This is a genomic window from Hyphomicrobium sp. (assembly GCF_020852195.1).
Classification (GTDB): Bacteria; Pseudomonadota; Alphaproteobacteria; order Rhizobiales; family Hyphomicrobiaceae; genus Hyphomicrobium_C.
In genome coordinates, this window is record NZ_JADZBI010000177.1 from 1 (window position 1) to 16,271 (window position 16,271).

The 16,271-nt window shown below is 65.8% G+C and carries 12 protein-coding genes and 1 pseudogene; 10 read left to right on the forward strand and 3 right to left on the reverse strand.

The annotated features are described in order from the left end of the window. Both IT540_RS15300 and IT540_RS15305 read right to left on the reverse strand, forming a co-directional pair. Positions 1–731: GTP-binding protein (locus IT540_RS15300; protein WP_291179738.1), on the reverse strand; the 731-nt coding region annotated here is incomplete at its 3' end. Positions 732–906: 175 nt separating this feature from the next. Beyond that, on the reverse strand, positions 907–1,644 hold the full coding sequence (locus IT540_RS15305; RefSeq protein ID WP_291179741.1) for a TIGR04283 family arsenosugar biosynthesis glycosyltransferase: 738 nt from the start codon (positions 1,642–1,644) through the stop codon (positions 907–909). A gap of 199 nt (positions 1,645–1,843) precedes the next feature. Here IT540_RS15305 and IT540_RS15310 point away from each other — a divergent pair, with 199 nt between their 5' ends. From IT540_RS15310 to IT540_RS15335, 6 genes and pseudogenes are all read left to right on the forward strand, one after another. Next, positions 1,844–2,950, forward strand: coding sequence for a PA0069 family radical SAM protein (locus tag IT540_RS15310; protein ID WP_291179770.1), 1,107 nt, complete (start codon positions 1,844–1,846; stop codon positions 2,948–2,950). Between the two features lie 179 nt (positions 2,951–3,129). Next, on the forward strand, positions 3,130–3,780 hold the full coding sequence (locus tag IT540_RS15315; protein ID WP_291179743.1) for a ribonuclease HII: 651 nt from the start codon (positions 3,130–3,132) through the stop codon (positions 3,778–3,780). Between the two features lie 466 nt (positions 3,781–4,246). After that, positions 4,247–4,477: a hypothetical protein gene (locus IT540_RS15320; protein WP_291179746.1), complete on the forward strand. Its 231-nt coding sequence runs from the start codon at positions 4,247–4,249 to the stop codon at positions 4,475–4,477. 332 nt (positions 4,478–4,809) lie between these two features. Beyond that, on the forward strand, positions 4,810–6,522 hold the full coding sequence (gene ybaL, locus IT540_RS15325; protein WP_291179749.1) for a YbaL family putative K(+) efflux transporter: 1,713 nt from the start codon (positions 4,810–4,812) through the stop codon (positions 6,520–6,522). 224 nt (positions 6,523–6,746) lie between these two features. After that, positions 6,747–8,429 (forward strand): methyl-accepting chemotaxis protein, encoded by a 1,683-nt coding sequence (locus IT540_RS15330; RefSeq protein ID WP_291179752.1) that lies wholly within the window; start codon positions 6,747–6,749, stop codon positions 8,427–8,429. A 369-nt stretch (positions 8,430–8,798) separates the two neighbouring features. Then, a pseudogene (locus IT540_RS15335) lies at positions 8,799–9,923 on the forward strand (site-specific DNA-methyltransferase). Between the two features lie 834 nt (positions 9,924–10,757). Here IT540_RS15335 and mutY read toward each other — a convergent pair. Then, a complete protein-coding gene (gene mutY, locus IT540_RS15340) occupies positions 10,758–11,876 on the reverse strand; it encodes an A/G-specific adenine glycosylase (protein WP_291179755.1) in 1,119 nt (372 codons plus the stop codon). A gap of 88 nt (positions 11,877–11,964) precedes the next feature. Here mutY and IT540_RS15345 point away from each other — a divergent pair, with 88 nt between their 5' ends. The 4 genes from IT540_RS15345 to IT540_RS15360 form a co-directional block, all read left to right on the forward strand. Continuing rightward, complete coding sequence (locus tag IT540_RS15345; RefSeq protein ID WP_291179758.1) at positions 11,965–12,561, forward strand: DciA family protein; 597 nt, start codon at positions 11,965–11,967, stop codon at positions 12,559–12,561. Between the two features lie 173 nt (positions 12,562–12,734). Continuing rightward, positions 12,735–13,415 carry a DsbA family protein gene (locus IT540_RS15350; RefSeq protein WP_291179761.1) on the forward strand — a complete coding sequence of 227 codons (681 nt, stop codon included), beginning with the start codon at positions 12,735–12,737 and terminating at the stop codon, positions 13,413–13,415. Positions 13,416–13,608: 193 nt separating this feature from the next. Next, positions 13,609–14,361, forward strand: coding sequence for a DsbA family protein (locus IT540_RS15355; protein WP_291179764.1), 753 nt, complete (start codon positions 13,609–13,611; stop codon positions 14,359–14,361). Positions 14,362–14,441: 80 nt separating this feature from the next. Continuing rightward, the coding region (locus IT540_RS15360) for a chromosome segregation SMC family protein (RefSeq protein WP_291179767.1) at positions 14,442–16,271 on the forward strand (1,830 nt) is incomplete at its 3' end.

Here is a 16,271-nt window from a genome sequence, read left to right on the forward strand (position 1 = left end):
GAGAACAGCCCGGTGTCCAGCACATCGCCGAGCGCGACCTTGCCGTGGCTCGTCTCGATGATACGCGCATCCGCATTGAGCGAGCGGATGATCGCGCGCGCCGCCACGATCTCCTCCGCCGTCGCGACGTCGATCTTGTTCAGCACGACCACATCCGCGAACTCGATCTGCTCGACCAGAAGCCCCACCAGCGGGCGTTCGTCGGCATCGCCCGCAACCTCACCCCGGCCGGCAAGGAAATCGCGTGACGAATAGTCCTTGAGCAGGTTCGCGGCGTCGACCACGGTCACCATCGTATCGAGCCGCGAGGCATCCGAAAGGCTCGCGCCGCTCTCGTCACGGAACTCGAACGTCGCCGCCACCGGCAGCGGCTCGGCGATGCCGGTCGACTCGATCAGGAGGTAGTCGAAGCGCCTTTCGTCGGCGAGGCGGCGCACCTCCGCGAGCAGGTCCTCGCGCAGCGTGCAGCAGATGCAGCCGTTCGACATCTCGACCAGCGCCTCCTCCGTGCGCGAGAGATCGGCCCCGCCGCGGGCGACGAGCGCGGCATCGATGTTGACCTCGCTCATGTCGTTGACGATGACGGCGACCCTGCGCCCCTCCCGGTTGTTGAGGACGTGATTCAGGAGCGTCGTCTTGCCGGCGCCGAGAAAACCCGAGAGCACGGTCACCGGCAGCCTCCGGTCGCCTTCCGCCTTTGCTCCCAACTGAGTGATGAAATTCTGATCCAAGACACCCTCCTCGCAGTGATCTGGAAAGCGCTACCTATTACGGATGTTATAATATCCGTCAAGGACGTGCCACGCGAGCGGACATGCAAAGGTCGTCAGAAACCCCCGCGCCTGCGGGACCTTCAGCCGAAAACAAGGGTGTGGAGCGAGAGCGTGCGATGCCGGAGACTTGGGCTTACGGCAGGCTGCGTCCGACGGCCGGCTCGCCGACCGGCTCCGGCGACCGCCCGAGCAGCGTGGCGATGGTCCTGACGGGCACGCCGATGAGATAAAGCCCGAGGCACGCCTGGCTGCGTGCCACGCGGGAGAGATAGCCCTCCCGCCGATAGTGCTCGCCGCGCGTCATCACGCGGGCATTGAGCACGGCGAGGCGGCTGCGTCCGAGACGCCGCGCGATGTCCACGTCCTCCATCAGCGGCAACGGATCGAAACCGCCGACCTCGTCGTAGAGTGCGCGCGAGATGAGAAGCCCTTGGTCGCCGTAGGGCAGCTTGAGAAGCCCCGTGCGCAGCGACACCAGCGTCTCGAGCGTGCGCGGCATCAAGCCCTCGTCGTCGAGCGTAAAGCGGAAACTGGCCGCCGAGACCCGGCGGCGCCCGCCCTCGACCCGCTCGATGTGCAGGTTGACCTCCCGTTCCCAGCCGATGTCGAGATAGGTATCCGCGTTGAGGAACAGGAGCCACGGGAACCGCGCCCGCGCGGCGCCGGCCTTGAGCTGCGCGCCGCGCCCAGCCGCGCATTTGACGATCTCTGCCCCGGCCCCGTCCGCGATCTCGAGCGTACGGTCCGTGGACCCGCCGTCGGCGACGATCACCTCGCGCACGAGCCCGTCCACCGCCGCCGGCACGAGCGACGTCAGCGTCTCCGCGAGATGCGCCTCGGCATTGAACGTAGGAATGACGACAGAAATCATGGGCCCTGTCTTGCACGAACTTCCGGCCGCAACAAGCATTCCCGGTCTCGCGCCGTGATTTCCACGCAAAGGCACGGCTAGTCAGCACCTTGGCGCAACGGAACGTGCGGAAGCGGCTATTCTGGATTTTGTTCTTTATTTGTTCTCACGCTCGGCGTAGCATTGTGCTGCCATGAAGCTGCACAGCACCCGCCCGAAGATGGACCCGCTCGCCAAGTCCGAGACGGCGCCGGAAAGCCTTGTCGACGAGACGCGCCGGCGCGGCCGAGGCGCGCGCTCGAACCACTCGGGCCGCTTCGAAGCCGAGCGGCGCGTCAGCTTCGACGACGGCTGGGAGAACCTGGCCGGGCTCGATGCCTTCCGCACCGAGGTCTACGCCGAGCCCGCCCGTTCCATCATTACGCGCAACAAGAGCCCGGACATCTCCTTCGACCAGTCGATCAACCCCTATCGGGGCTGCGAGCACGGCTGCATCTATTGCTATGCGCGCCCGACGCATTGCCACCTAGGTCACTCGGCCGGGCTCGACTTCGAGACCAAGCTCTACGCCAAGACGAATGCGGCGGAGCTCCTGGAGAAGGAACTGGCCGCCAAGGCCTATGTGCCCAAGGTCATCGCGCTCGGCACCAACACGGATCCCTACCAGCCCATCGAGCGCGAGCACCGCATCACGCGGCAGATCCTGGAGGTGCTGGAGCGCGCAAGCCACCCGGTCGGCATCGTCACCAAGTCCGCGCTCGTCCTGCGCGACGCCGACATCCTGTCGCGCATGGCCGCGCGCCGGCTGGCCAAGGTCGCCATCTCCGTCACCACGCTGGACCGCCGCATCGCCCGCGCCATGGAGCCGCGCGCCGTGACCCCGGGAAAACGGCTCGACGCCATCCGCGGCCTGTCCGAAGCGGGCGTCCCGGTCGCGGTCATGGTCGCGCCTGTGGTGCCGGGCCTCACTGACAGCGAGATCGAGCGCATCCTCAAGACCGCACGCGACGTCGGCGCGACCGAGGCGGGCTACGTGCTGCTGCGCCTGCCGCTCGAGCTGAAGGACGTATTCCGCGAGTGGCTCAAGAGCGAGTTTCCGGACCGCGCCGACCGTGTCATCAGCCTGCTGCGCTCCATGCACGGCGGCAAGGACTACGTCGCCGAGTTCGGCCTGCGCCAGAAAGGCCGCGGCCCCTATGCCGAGCAGATCGCGGCACGCTTCGGCCTGGCCCTGAAACGCCTCGGCCTCAACACGCGCCGCCAGTCACTGCGCCTCGACCTCTTCACGCCGCCGGTCGCCAAGGGCCAGCAGATGCCGCTCCTCTGACCTCGCCGCTGCACAGCCCGTCATCCCTCACCCCGTGTCATCCCGGAAAGGCGAAGGCGCAGCCGAAGCCTTAGCCGGGATGACAGTGGGACAAGGAGCCGGCTTTGCGGTCGCCGCGTACCGCACACCTATCCACAGCCGCCTTTGACACAATTGCCGCCACCCGCGACGCTACAGAGATGCGGGTGGATGATTCTAAGATCGTGCCGACGTTCGAGCTGGAGGCTGCCGAGCTTTCGCTGGCAGGCGGTCCTATTGTCGGCATTGACGAGGCCGGGCGCGGTCCGTGGGCAGGGCCGGTCGTGGCCGCAGCCGTCGTGCTCGATCCCGACCGCATCCCGCAGGGCATCAACGACTCGAAGGCGCTCGATGCCGACGAGCGCGAGCGCCTGTTCGACCGCATCACGGCGACAGCCGTCGCGGTTGGCGTCGGCATCGGCAACGTGGAGCGCATCGAGCGCGACAACATCCTCGCCGCCACGCTGTGGGCCATGGCCGAGGCTGTGAGCGGCCTCTCCTGCCGCCCGCGCCTCGCCCTCGTGGACGGCAACCGCGCGCCCCGCCTCAAATGCACGACGCGCACCATCGTCAAGGGCGACGCCAAGTGCCTTTCGATCGCCGCCGCCTCCATCATCGCCAAGGTTACGCGCGACCGCATGATGATCGCGCTAGCACGCGAGCTGCCGGGCTACGGCTTCGAGCGCCACAAGGGCTACGGCACGCCCGAGCATCGCGACGCCCTCGTCCGCCTCGGCCTCTCCGTCCACCACCGTCGGTCGTGGAAGCCCGTTCAGCTCGCCCTCGGACTGATCGAGGCCGAAGCGTCCTGAGCGCATCTGGGCCGAGAAGCCCCGGAGAGCGCCCGTCCTTCACCCGTATTTTCAAAGGCACACCCCCGCAAAGAATGGGCAGAACTCCCATCGCAATGTTGAAACGCCGTACATTCCCGGAATATGCTGGAAAATAGCCCGGCCAGAACGTCCAAGCGGACCGGGTAGCTGGAGGTCACGCTCGCAGGAACTTTCCGCTCACTCAGATGAGCGCCGCGAGGTCGACCATGAGAACGCGCCTCACCGAAGTCCATCCCTCGGCTGAAAGCCGCCGCCGTGTGCTGTCGGCATTCGCGCGCTTGCGTTCTCCCCGCATGTCGATCGCAAGTACCGACCGCTATCTCTGGGGTCTTCTCTGCACGTCCAATGCCGGTGAGCGCGCATCTCACGCGAGCTGGCGCCGCGCGTCGACGCGCGGAGGCCATTGCGAGACTTCGGCGAGAAACCGAGAGACAAGGACGAGCCAATGCTGCTGATTCAGGTTTTGATCGTGGGCTGCCTGCACGCCAACCCGAACTTCTGCGAAGACTTCCGAATTCCCGTCGAGCCGCAGGAGGACTTTCGCTACGGCATCACGCCGACGCTTTGCACCAAATTCACATTCGATATCGTCCACGACTGGGAAAAGCGTCACAACACCTATTTCGTCAAGAAATGGACGTGCGCAAACCACGTGAAGCCGAAAGTCACGCTTTAGTCGTCACCGCTTCGCAACCAGCGCGAAGCGTGAAATCGGTCAGCCGTAGTCGTTCAGATCGACTGACGAGCGAGACGCATCGCATTTGCAGGCCGCGTTCGGCGCAAGTCCGCATGGCCTGCAGCGCACGCACCGTTTCCGGCTCGGAAACGGATGTCGGCCAAAGCCGCAACTTGCTTGTCTCGCGCGCATGAAGCCCGAAATGGCAGGCGCTCTTGCCTGATAAGTCAACAAAGCGCCACGGAACACGCCTTGCGTTTTGGTGCCACGCCTGAGATCGTCGTTTTTACACTCTCGGTTTGACGCTGAGCCAACGGAAAACCACCCGCACGATGCCGCACCACACGCCGCTCATCGCGACGATCGTCACAGGTCTGGCCCTTGCATTCGTGTTCGGTGCGCTGGCCCATCGCGTGCGCATTTCGCCGCTCGTCGGCTATCTCGTCGCCGGCATCGCCATCGGCCCCTTCACGCCGGGCTTCATCGCCGATCAGGGCCTCGCCCACGAGCTTGCCGAAATCGGCGTCATCCTGCTCATGTTCGGCGTCGGCCTGCATTTCTCCATGAAGGAGCTATGGGCGGTCCGCAACATAGCGGTGCCGGGCGCCGTGGCGCAGATCGCCGTCGCGACGCTGCTCGGCGCCGGATTGGCGCACACTCTCGGCTGGTCTCCGGGCGCCGGACTGGTGTTCGGCCTTGCACTCTCGGTCGCGAGCACGGTGGTGCTGCTGCGCGCGCTGCAGGAGCGGCGCCTGGTCACCACCGAGCGCGGCCAGATCGCGGTCGGCTGGCTCATCGTCGAGGACCTCGTCATGGTCCTGACGCTGGTTCTTCTGCCGGCCATCTCGCCTCTCCTTGGCGGCCAGGTGGAGGGAGAGACGACGAACCCGGCATCCCTCGACGTCAAGCAGCTCCTGACCACGGTCGCCTTCACCATCGGCAAGGTGGCGGCCTTCGTCGCCATCATGATGCTGGTCGGCCGCCGCGTCATTCCGTGGATCCTGCACTACACGGCCCACACCGGCTCGCGCGAGCTGTTCCGCCTTGCGGTGCTCTCCATCGCGCTCGGCGTCGCCTTCATTGCCGCCAACCTGTTCGGCGTGTCGTTCGCGCTCGGCGCCTTCTTCGCCGGACTGATCCTCTCCGAGTCCCAGCTCTCCCAGCAGGCCGCCAACGAGAGCCTGCCGCTGCGCGACGCCTTCGCGGTGCTGTTCTTCGTTTCCGTCGGCATGCTGTTCGACCCGAGGATCGTCGTCGATCAGCCGTTGGCCGTTGCCGCGACGCTGCTCATCATCGTCATCGGCAAATCGCTGGCTGCGCTCGCCATCGTGCGCGCCTTTGGCTATCCGCTGGGCACGGCCTTCACCATTTCGGCAAGCCTCGCGCAGATCGGCGAGTTCTCGTTCATCCTCGCGGCGCTCGGCATGAGCCTCGATCTGCTGCCGGCGGAGGGGCGGGACCTGATCCTGGCCGGCGCCCTGCTCTCGATCGTCATCAATCCGTTGTTCTTCTGGGGCCTCGATCACCTGAAGCCGTGGCTCGAGAAGAGGGACGGGCATCACCACGAGCCAGGCGAACAGCCGGAGGCAGCGGAGGAGGAGGAAGAGGAGGAGCCCATCCACGTCACCACGCTCGAGGGCCACACCATCGTTGTCGGCACCGGGCGCGTCGGCAAGCGCATCGTCGACACCCTGGCCTCGGGCCCGACGCCGCTCTACGTGATCGACGAGAACGAGGAGGAGATCAAGCGCCTGCAGGCCCGCAACATCGAGGGCATCGCCGGCAGCGTCACCACGCTCCTGCACGCGGCCAATCCGGCCAAGGCCGCAGTCATGGTCGTCGCCATCCCGAGCAACTTCGAGGCCGGGCAGGCGATCGAGCAGGCGCGCGCCGCTAACCCGACGATGCCGATCATCGGCCGCGCCCAGACCGAGCCCGAGGCCGAGTACCTGAAGAAGTACGGCGCCACCGAGGTCGTCATGACCTACGACACGCTGGCCGACGCCATCCTCGCGACCTATCGCAAGGCGGTCGGCAGCGCCTGACGCCCACAGCACCGATCCACCACGCGTACTCTCCAAACAAGAAGCCGCCCCCGCTGCGCCGCCGCCCTGCCCCTGCGCCTTGGTCCGATCGAGAACCGCATGCAACACGGCACAAGTTTTATGCATGTTATTCAATTGGTAATGACGGATAGATAAAATTATACATTACGAAGATATGTGCGCGCCGGCGCGGGGCCGGCCTGCGCCAACTCATGGGTCTCTCCGTGCTTAATGAATTGAAGCTGAAGTACAAGGTAGGAGCGCTGATCGCGTTCCTCGCGCTTATTCCTGTTGCCGGCGCAGCGCTCTCCTATATGAGCCTCTCCGCCCAAAGCGCCGCCCAGGACCTGGCCATGCGGGCAAAGAGCGGCCAGACCTACCTCGAGCGCATCAACGGCCTCGTCTACGCCATCGTCATGGACTCGCGCGGCATCTACATGTCGAGCGACTGGCCCTCTGCGGAAAACTACGGCAACGGCATCCTGAAGGGCGCCAACGAGCTTCGCACCGTCACCAAGCTCTGGGAGGGCACCGTAGAGCCCGAGCATCGCCAGGACTTCGTCGACGCTCAAGGCACCATCGAGGAGTTCATCCGCTTCCGCACCGAGCTGGTGCGCCTCGCACGGGAGGAGTCGCTCCCCGTTGCCCGCCAGTTCGGCGACAACGACGCCAACCGCTCGAACCGCAAGGCGCTGAACGACAAGCTGCGCGCCCTGTCGAGCCACTACGAGGCCTACGTCGAGAAGACCACCGCTGCGTCCGACCGCGCGCTGGCCGCCACGCTGCGCACGTCGGCCATGAGCGGCATCATCTCAATCCTGACCATGATCGGCGGCATCTGGCTCCTGATCACCAACCTGACGCAGCCCATCGAGCGCATGAAGCTCTCCATCCTCGATCTGGCGGCCGGCCACACCGACCGCGAGGTCTATGGAACGAACCGCAGCGACGAGCTCGGCGAGATCGCCGGCGCCGTTCTCATCTTCAAGCAGAACATGCTCGAAGCCGAGCGCCTGCGCGCCCAGCAAGCCGAGCACGAGAAGCGTGCCGCCGCGGAGCGCAAGGCCGAGATGCTCCGCTTCGCCAACCAGTTCCAGGAGAGCGTCGGCCGTGTCGTCGAGACGGTCTCCGCCGCGTCGAGCCAGCTCGAGGCGGCGGCGGGACAGCTCACCTTGAACGCCGCTTCGACCCAAGAGCTGTCGGGTACCGTGGCCAGCGCCTCCGAGCAGACCTCGGCCAACGTGCAGGGCGTCGCCGCAGCATCCGAGCAGCTTTCGTCCACCGTCCAGGAGATCGGCCGTCAGGTCCACGAGAGCAGCGCGATCGCCGACCAGGCAGTCCGCCAGGCTGCCCAGACCAACGAGAACGTCGTCGAGCTCTCGCAGTCGGCAGAGCGCATCGGCGCCGTGATCGAGCTGATCAACCAGATCGCTGGCCAGACCAATCTGCTGGCGCTCAACGCCACCATCGAGGCCGCGCGTGCGGGCGACGCAGGCAAGGGCTTCGCGGTCGTGGCGCAGGAGGTGAAGGCGCTCGCAGCACAGACGGCCAAGGCTACCAACGAGATTGGCAGCCAGATCCAGAGCATGCAGTCCTCGACGCGTCAGGCAGTCGACGCCATCAACGAGATCGCGGCCACCATCAATCGCATCTCGGCCGTGAGCGGCGCCATTGCCGCTGCGGTCGAGCAGCAGGGCGCGACCACGCAGGAAATCAGCCGCAACGTCATCGAAGCGGCAAAGGGCACGAGCGAGGTTGCCTCCTCGATCACCGCCGTGAGCCAGGGCGCGTCCGAGACCGGCTCCGCCTCCTCGCAGGTCCTCGCCTCGGCCAAGTCGCTGTCGGGCGACAGTCGCACGCTCAAGACCGAAGTCGAGCGGTTCCTGTCCATGGTGCGTGCGGCTTAAGACGACAGATCGAACACTGATGAACGAATGCGATCCCGGTGCGCCCGCAAGCGCCGGGATTTTTTTCATGCAAGGCCCGACGCATCGCGCGCCGACTCAAGGGATGTATGGCGGAGTCGAGTTTTGCCTTTCGCACGCCGCAAAAGCGTGCGAGTCTCCTTCCCGTGGCGTCCTAAGAGATCCTTGCCGCGCACCCGACGCGTTTACCGAAAATTAACTCCCGCCGTTTACACTTCGTTAACCGTGGGATCGGTTGTCAGCGTCTCGGGTTCGTTTCATGGATCCTTGGCATCTCTGGTTTTTCTCAGTGAGTTGCGTCGAATGGGTGTGCGTCGTCGTGCGTGTGCGGCTGCAGGAGATCGCGGCCGCGTGGCCGGAGATCGGTCTCTGGCCAGAAATCGAATCCTGGTGGGAGATTGCATCTACTAGCTTCGTCGACTACCGGATCGAAGTGTAGATCTCGTCTTCGCCGACCCCCCTTACAATCTGCAGCTCACGACCGAGCTTCTGCGTCCAAACAACACGCGCGTCGACGGCGTCGACGACGCCTGGGACAAGTTCGGCTCGTTCGAGGAGTACGACCGCTTCACGCGCGCCTGGCTCGCCGAGTGCCGCCGCGTCCTGAAGCCGGACGGCGCGCTGTGGGTGATCGGCTCCTATCACAACGTGTTCCGCCTCGGCACGGCGCTGCAGGACATCGGATTCTGGATCCTGAACGACGTGGTGTGGCGGAAGGTGAACCCGATGCCGAACTTCCGCGGCCGCCGCTTCACCAACGCGCACGAGACGCTGATCTGGGCCGCGCGTGATCAGAAGTCCCGCTACACGTTCAACTACGAGGGCCTCAAGGCATCGAACGACGACGTTCAGATGCGCTCCGACTGGCTATTCCCGATCTGCGCGGGGCCGGAGCGCCTGAAGGACGAGGGCGGCCGCAAGGCGCATCCTACGCAGAAGCCCGAGGCACTCCTGCATCGCATCCTGCTTGCGACCACCAACCCCGGCGACACCGTGCTCGACCCGTTCTTCGGCACCGGCACCACGGGCGCCGTGGCGCAGCGGCTCGGCCGCCGCTGGATCGGCATCGAGCGCGATCCGGACTACGCGAAAGCCGCCACCGAGCGCATCGCCAAGGTGAAGCCGCTCTCCGCCTCCGCGCTCGAGGCGCAGCCATCGAAGCGCGCCGAGCCACGCGTTCCCTTCGGCACCCTCGTGGAGCTCGGCATCCTGCGAGCCGGCTCGCCCCTCTACGACGAACGCCGCAGCATCAAGGCCGAGGTGAAGGCCGACGGCACGCTGGCCGTTCCCGGCAGCCAGGGCTCGATCCACCGCCTGGGGGCCGTCGTGCAGGGCAAGTCGGCGTGCAACGGCTGGACCTTCTGGCACTACGAGCGCGGCGGCGTGCTGCACCCCATCGACAAGCTGCGCGAGCGCGCCAAGGCCGAGCTCGGTCTCACAAAGCTCCCGACCTCTCCCCTCATCGCCGCCGAGTAGACAAAAACTCGTTGCCCGATAACGGCTACGGGGATCGGCGCGTCGATGACGTTGATGCCGACATCTGCTAATAAGCAGGTCGCGCCATTAAAATAGGTACGTGTTACGAAATAGGAGTGAACGGAAGCCTCCCGCACCACTGGGGCAATGATGCGACCTCCATTCAGTCAGACATTTTTTGGGGCGATCGTCGTAGCGGTGATCGCTGGCACGAGTCATACTTCAGAACAGCATAAATCGACCGAATGCTAACCAAAGCAACGGAACCGGAGCGCCCAAGGCCGCGTGCACAACATTCCACTCCCAATCCGCTTGTGAAATCTACTGGGACTGCAAGTGGAACGGTTCAAATAGTCCGCCTGGAGCAATGGACTATGGCTATGGATATTGCGATTTCCGATGATTTAAAGCAGAGGCGGAGCGATGCGAACGCCGTTTAGCCAAACTATGATCGGGGCAATTTTGATCGCGGTAATCGCGGGCTTGATCGTAGTTCTGATTCAAAACAACTTCATTAGCCCTCCGCAAGACGGAAGCTCATCAAACAGCACGTACAATCCTCCACCGAGCACTATCACTGTACTGCCACCGGTTTCGCAACCGAGCGGTTCAGTCTATTCGCACATCGAAGACTGTTCGCGTTACACATCTCAAGAGCAATGTTTTGGAAGGATTGGATGCTATTGGAAGTCGCCAAGTCCAGGCCACCAGTTCAACCCTTACGACTATCTCAGTGCTTCGGGGTATTGCGCCAACCTGTAGACTCTAGGCGCGCAGAAATCCACCTTGAGCGAATAGCAGAGCCCACGCCACGCTTGGCTTAAACACTGCTGCCTACTGCTCCTTCAGCGCATGCGCGATGACCTTGCGCATGACGGACGGCAGGGCGGCGCTGCCGAGGTCGCGGCGCGGCACCCAGCGGCAGTGTTCGGGGCTGGCCCAGAACGTCAGGCTCGCATCCGCCGGCACGATGGCGCGCATCACCATGATCTCGAGCCGGAAGTGCGTGAACGTGTGGCTGACCACACCCGGCACCGACCACCAGTCGGCCCGCACGGGCTGCGCCATCAGAGCCTGGTCCACCGGCAGCCAGTCGTCGCCCCATTCCGTCGAGGGCACCTCCAGCATGCCGCCCAGCAGGCCGGCCTCCGGCCGCTTGCGCAGCAGCACCCGCCCGTCCTCGCTGAGCACCAGGAACGCGATGCCGTAGCGCACCGGCCGGTCTGCCTTGACGAGCTTTATCGGCAATTGCGCCTCTATGCCGAGTGCGTGCGCGTGGCAGTCCTGCTGCAGCGGGCACACGAGACAGGAGGGGCGCTTCGGCGTGCAGACCGCGGCACCGAGGTCCATCATCGCCTGTGCGAAGTCGCCCGCACGCCTCTGCGGCGTCAGCGTCGCGGCGAGCCGCTTGATCTCGCGCTTGGCCCCCGGTAGCGGATGCCGGACGGCGAAAAGCCTGGCGACGACACGCTCGATGTTGCCGTCCACCGGCGTCGCCGGCTCGCCGAACGCGATGGCCGCGATCGCCGCCGCCGTATAGGGACCGATCCCCGGCAGACTCGAAAGCCCGGCTTCCGTGCGCGGGAACTGCCCGCCATGCTCGGCAACGACCGCCTGTGCGCACTTGTGCAGGTTGCGGGCGCGCGAGTAGTAGCCGAGCCCGGCCCACGCCGCGAGCACATCGTCCAAAGCCGCCGCCGCGAGCGCCTCGACCGTCGGCCAGCGCCGGAGGAAGCTCGCGTAGTAGGGAATGACGGCCTTGACCGTCGTCTGCTGCAGCATGATCTCGCTGAGCCAGACCTTGTACGGATCCGACCGCCGCCCGCGCTTCGAGCGCCAGGGTAGATCGCGCCGCTCCCGGTCATACCAGTCGAGCAGCGCCGCCACGGTATCGGCTCCGGCCGGCCGAAGTGGCAGTTGCCGGCGCGCCACAGTTCTCACCCGGTCCCCCATGGAATCGGTGTCCCCCTTCGAAGACGACGCGAATCACCGTCATCATGCTAGGGACGTGCAACACCCCTGCATATGACAGCGACGCCGCGTGACTGCAAAGCTCACAGAAAAACCACGGAAATCGCCGCTGCCCCACCCGGCGCGCCGGCATCTTGCGCTCGCGCCGAGCGTCTCACGCTTCGCGGCCCCACCGGCGACCCGCTTTGTTCCGGCCAAGGCGGTCGGCAGCTTCGTGCCGACGCTGACGAAGAAAGCGTTCGAGAAATTCGGCTTTTCGACCGCGACGTTGATCACCGACTGGGCGAACATCGCGGGCGCTGAGCTCGCGGAATATACGGCGCCGGAGCGCCTCAAGTGGCCCCGCGGCACTCAAGCAGACGGCATTCACGAGGATGAAGGCGAGCGTCGCGGGGCGACGCTGATCCTGCGCGTCGATCCCGCTCGCGCGCTCGATGTCGAGTACCGCACCCGCCAGATCACGGACCGCATCAACGCCTACTTCGGCTATCGCGCCGTCGAGGCGATCCGCCTAGTCCAGGCCCCCTTGCCATCGCGCGCTTCTCCTCCTCCGCCGTTGTCTGGGAGAACCGAGGAAGGGAGGAGTCCCGCCGACGATCCGCTGCTCGCCGCGCTGACCCGCCTCGAGCAGGGCGTCCGTCGCCATCAGAGCACGCGCCGGGCCTGATCCACACCGTTGATCGGCATGGCTTTTCGGGCAACAGATCGGCCATTCAAATGGCGTTCAGCCCGGATTTGCCTTATTCGGTGGCTGCGCCCATGTTATCAGCCAGACCGAAAACATGAGGCGCGAGCAGCCAGCCCCCTGGACGCGCGCAACAACAAAACGGAGTTGAACGAATGCATGTGACGAGCCGGCTTGATCGCCGCCAGGCCATGATGGCCGGAGCCGCACTGGCTGGACTGGGCCTCTCGGGCTTTGCGCTTCCGGCGTATGCTCAGCGCAACAAGGGCCCCGCCGAGGTTCCGGTCGACGATCTGATGAAGACCGGTGACCTTGCCGACCTCGTGCTCGGTCCCGAAAACGCCAAGGTAACCATCGTCGAGTACGCATCGATGACCTGCGGCCACTGCAAGCACTTCCACGACGCGACCTTCCCGGAGCTCAAGAAGAAGTACATCGACACCGGCAAGATCCGTTTCGTCTTCCGCGAGTTCCCGCTCGATGCGCGCGCCTTCGCAGCCTCGATGCTGGCCCGCTGCGCAGGCTCGACCGAAAAATCCCTGGCCCTCGTCGACGCGCTGTTCGACACCCAGGATCAATGGGCCTTCGTGAAGGAGAACCCGACGCCGAAGCTGTTCGAGATCGCCAAGCAGGCGGGCTTCACCCAGGAGAGCTTCGACAAGTGCCTGACGGACCAGAAGCTGCTCGACCAGATCACGGCCAGCCATACGCGCGCCGCCGAGACCTTCGGCGTCAACGCCACGCCGAGCTTCTTCATCAACGGCAAGCGCCTGCAGGGCTCGCCCGTGATCGAAGAGTTCGACAAGATGATCGAGCCGCTGCTGGCCCAGGGCTGAACAACCGGCGACGGGGACGGACGAGATGCCGGCATTTCGCGCAGCACGCCTGTCCCTATCGCACAACGCCGAAGCGTGCCTGGACGCCAGCCTGCGCCGATGTGACGTCAAAGTAGGGCAACCGGCCGAACCGCCAACATCGTCATCCCGGCGGAGGCCGGGATCCAGACACGTCAGCCGCATAGGGCTGGCCGTGGCATCCGTGCTGATGCTGTCGGCCTGCTCCGGCAACGGATCGCTGTCGACCGCAGGCGTCGACGCCGTCGCACCCGGCGCTTTCCCCGAAAGTGCGAGCGCCACCTCGAGCGACACGCCCTTCAGCCCCTTCGGATCGGTTCCGGATCCGTCCGAAGGCGGCCGCCAGGTCATAGAAAACCCGACCATCGCCGACGTCACGATGACCGGCACGCTGCCCGAGATGACGCTCGGCCGCGCCGACGCGCCCGTCACCATCATCCAGTACCAGTCGCTGACCTGCCCCCATTGCCGGGCGTTTCACCGTGAAACGTTCCCGGAGCTCAAGCGCACCTACATCGACACCGGCAAGGTGCGCTTCATCATGCGCGAGTTCCCGATCGGCAAGCAGTCCGGCAACGCCACCATCGCGCTTCGCTGCGCCCCGCCCGATAAGTACTTCACGCTCTACGGGAAATTCATGGAGCAGCAATCCTCCTGGGTGTCCCAGGAGGTGCGCCTCGAGCCGATTTTCGCGGTCGCCAAGCAGGTGGGGATGACCCAGGCCCAGTTCGATTCCTGCCTTAAGAATCAGGCCATGATCGACAGCTTGAAATGGGTCAAGGAGCGCGGACGGACGCTCGGCATCATCGGAACGCCGAACTTCTTCGTGCAAGGCAAGCTCGTGAAGAAAACGCTCACCATGAGCGACATCCGCGAGATGGTCGAGCCGCTGCTCTCTGCGCCCAGGGCCGCCTCCGTTGCTCAGTAGAGTTTCGGGTTGAGCATACAGGCTGGACCTGTAACCCCTCACCGGCCGCTGAGTTGAGAAGTACGGGATAGACGCACGACATGAAGATCAGCCGTTTGAGGCTTCTCGGATTCAAGTCCTTCGTTGAGCCGACCGATCTCCTGATCGAATCCGGCCTGACCGGCGTCGTGGGCCCGAACGGCTGCGGCAAATCCAATCTCCTGGAAGCGCTCCGCTGGGTCATGGGCGAGACCTCGCACAAGTCCATGCGCGCCGCGGCCATGGACGATGTCATCTTCTCGGGCACCACGACCCGCCCGGCGCGCAACGTCGCCGAGGTGACGATCTTCCTCGACAACGCCGCGCGCCAGGCCCCCGCCGAGTGGAACGACAGCGACCTGATTGAGATCACGCGCCGCATCGAGCGCGATGCGGGCTCCGCCTACCGCATCAACGGCCGCGAGGTGCGCGCCCGCGACGTCAAGATCCTGTTCGAGGACGCCGCCACCGGCGCCCGCTCGCCGGCCCTGGTCCGCCAGGGCCAGATCTCCGAGATCGTGAACGCCAAGCCCGAGCAGCGCCGCCGCGTGCTGGAGGATGCAGCCGGCATTGCCGGGTTGCACAGCCGCCGCCACGAAGCCGAGCTGCGGCTCAAGGGCGCGGAATCGAACCTCTCCCGCCTGGCCGACATCATGGGCCAGCTCGGGAGCCAGATCGAAAGCCTGAAGCGCCAGGCCCGCCAGGCCCGCCGCTACAAGGATCTCTCGGAGGAGATCCGCCGCGCCGAGGCCCTGCTCGCGCACCTCTCCTGGATCGACTCCCAGGCACAGGTCGACGCCGAGGAGCGCAACTTTGCCGAGGCGCTGGCCCTGCTCGGCCGCGTGACCGAGGACGAGGCGAAGGCACTGCGCGCTGAGGCCGAGCTGGCCGAGACCATCCAGCCGCTGCGCGACAAGGAGGCCGAGCGCGGGGCCGCGCTTTCCCGCATCCGCATCGAGACCGACGGGCTCGCCAAGGAGGCCGAGCGCTGCTCCGAGCGGCGCCAGGAGCTTGCACGGCTCGCCGGCGAGCTGGAGAAGGACCTTGCCCGCGAGGCCCACCAGATCTCCGAGGCCAAGGAGATCCTGGCCGGCTTCGACGTCGAGACACAGGCGCTGGAGGCGGCCGAGGCCGAGGCCGATGCCGCGGAGGACCATATCCACGCCGCCGAGGAGGAGGCTGCCGCCGCGCTCGAGGTCGCCGAGAAGGAGCTCGCGGTTGTCACTGAGCGCGCCGCCGAGGTCCGCGCCCGCCGCAAGTCGCTCGAGACCGCCGAGGCCGAGCGCCGCGCCTCCATCGCCAAAATCAACGACAAGCTCGCGACCCTCGCGCGCGATGCCGAGGCCGCCGCCGCGGGCGCGCCGGATTCGCTGAAGCTCGCCTCCATCACCGAGCAGGGCCAGCGCCTCGCCCGCGAGATCGCCGCCATCGAGGCGGCTACACTGGACGCCGAGGACAAGCTCGGCGACCTCGCCGAGACCGCACGCGTGCAGAGCGGCGAGGCGCAGAAGGCGCGCATGGCGCTCTCGACGCTCGTCACCGAGCGTGAGACGCTGTCCAAGCTCGTGATGCCGGCCTACGAGGACGGCATGCCACCTATCGTCGAGCAGCTCCGCGTAGCGCCGGGCTACGAGGCAGCGCTCGTCGCGGCCCTTGGCGACGACCTCGACGCGCCCACCCACGAGGATGCGCCGGTACGCTGGCGCTCGATCGAGGTGAGCCCCGAGGACGCGGCGCTACCCGCCGACGCCGAGCCCTTGAGCCTCCACGTCGGCGCCCCGCCGGAGCTAACGCGCCGCCTGCGCCAGATCGGCGTCGTCCCGCGCGAGCTCGGCGCCCGATTGCAGCCTCATCTGAAGCAGGGCCAGCGCCTCGTCAGCCGTGAGGGCGAC

What these genes read in the sequence shown, in the direction of transcription:
- IT540_RS15305 (WP_291179741.1), bottom strand. Translation starts at nt 1,644, where the DNA reads ATGATTTCTGTCGTCATTCCTACGTTCAATGCCGAGGCGCATCTCGCG.
- IT540_RS15350 (WP_291179761.1), top strand. Translation starts at nt 12,735, where the DNA reads ATGCATGTGACGAGCCGGCTTGATCGCCGCCAGGCCATGATGGCCGGA.
- IT540_RS15320 (WP_291179746.1), top strand. Translation starts at nt 4,247, where the DNA reads ATGCTGCTGATTCAGGTTTTGATCGTGGGCTGCCTGCACGCCAACCCG.
- mutY (WP_291179755.1), bottom strand. Translation starts at nt 11,876, where the DNA reads ATGGGGGACCGGGTGAGAACTGTGGCGCGCCGGCAACTGCCACTTCGG.
- IT540_RS15310 (WP_291179770.1), top strand. Translation starts at nt 1,844, where the DNA reads ATGGACCCGCTCGCCAAGTCCGAGACGGCGCCGGAAAGCCTTGTCGAC.
- IT540_RS15315 (WP_291179743.1), top strand. Translation starts at nt 3,130, where the DNA reads ATGCGGGTGGATGATTCTAAGATCGTGCCGACGTTCGAGCTGGAGGCT.
- ybaL (WP_291179749.1), top strand. Translation starts at nt 4,810, where the DNA reads ATGCCGCACCACACGCCGCTCATCGCGACGATCGTCACAGGTCTGGCC.